This window comes from Vibrio sp. 970 (genome assembly GCF_033339075.1).
This window is the reverse complement of record NZ_JAWOTW010000061.1, coordinates 1-1566: the sequence shown is the minus strand read 5'-3', so window position 1 is coordinate 1566 and position 1566 is coordinate 1. Positions and strand designations below refer to the sequence as shown.

The window sequence follows — 1566 nt, the reverse complement described above, 5'->3', positions numbered from 1 at the left end:
CGATGCACAATGCAATCTCCTGGAGCAACTGTTAAGGCAGGTGTTCTTGTGCCTTGAATGTGAGGCCGGTAAAGGCTCAGAAGCCGTCGTCGCCCAACTTCAACAGATGCAGACGGAAATCGCATTCGGTGGACCACTGAAGACGATGGATACGTCGCTCATCCCGAAAAAGCACCTCCCATGGTTGGTTAAACAGGATAACGTTAACCCGCAACGTTACGAATGGCTGCTCTACCGGCAGTTAACCTCACGACTGAATGGACGCATTTATTTGCCAAATGTTACCAAATACCGCGCACTGGAAGACGACCTGATCCCCCAGACATCGCAGGATACCTTGCTGGCCTCATCAACACTGGACAGACTAAAACAGCCCGCAGAGTTATTGTTACAGGAGAAACAACACCGGCTGGAAAGTGCACTCAAAGACGTTGCTCTCCATATTGATGAGGGAGACAATCGAAATGTGATCATGAAAAATCGTACCGGTACCCGCTGGCGTCTGCCGACCAAAAGCGCTACATCTCTGGTCAACAATCCCTTTTTTAAGCGAATGCAACCGGTCGGTATCGCGGATGTACTGCGGTATGTAGAGCGCGAAACCGGGTTCATGAAATGTCTGACTCATGTACTTCCGATACAAAAACAAGGGTTCACTCATCAGGATGATTTACTGGCCATTCTGATTGCCAACGCCACTCACCGTGGTGTGTATGGCATGGCGCAGATCTCCGATCGAAGCTATGAACACCTGAGTACGGTGCAGGCCAACTATATCCGGCCTGAAACGCTGCATGACGCCAGCGACGTGATCAATAATGCGGTTGCAGCGCTACCCATCTTCCGCCACTACCATATTCAGGAGGACCAGCTGCACGCCAGTGCGGATGGTCAGAAATTCGAAACCCATCTGGAAACCTTTAACACCCGGTACCCCTCTAAGTATCTCGGCACCCACAAAGGGATCACGGCCATGACACTGGTGGCCAACCACAGCGCCCTCAATGCTCGGATCATCGGTTCCAACGAGCACGAATCACACTATATTTATGACCTGTTACAATCCAACAGCAGTGAAATCAAACCTGACGTACTCTCGACAGATACACACGGTGTCAATCATGTTAACTTCGCCTTACTGGATCTATGCGGTTACAGTTTTGCACCGCGATACGCGCAGTTCAGTAGTGTCATCAATGATCTGTTTGATGTGACTGAAAGTGAACAAGGCAGCACCATACTGGCGCTAAAGAAGCCTATCAGAACGAATGTTATTACAACGGGATGGCAAGATATCAGGCGTATTGTTCTGTCACTTCAGACAAAGCGGACGACACAAGCAATGCTGGTGAGAAAGCTGTCTGGTTACCCTTCTGGACACCCAATATTACAGGCTCTGACGGAGTATAATCGACTGGTTAAAGCGCAATATTTACTTGACTACATCGACGATGCCAGTTTGCGGCAGTATGTGCAACGTGCCCTGAACCGGGGAGAAGCATGGCACTTCCTTAGACGAGCCATTGCGTCGGTGAATGGTGATCAGTTCCGTGGCAAAAACGAGTC

At 49.9% G+C, this 1566-nt stretch carries 1 protein-coding gene; it reads left to right on the top strand.

The window, feature by feature from the left end; all coding sequences use genetic code 11:
* On the top strand, positions 1-1566 hold a 1566-nt coding region (locus R7Q11_RS24675), incomplete at both ends, for a Tn3 family transposase (RefSeq protein WP_225466822.1).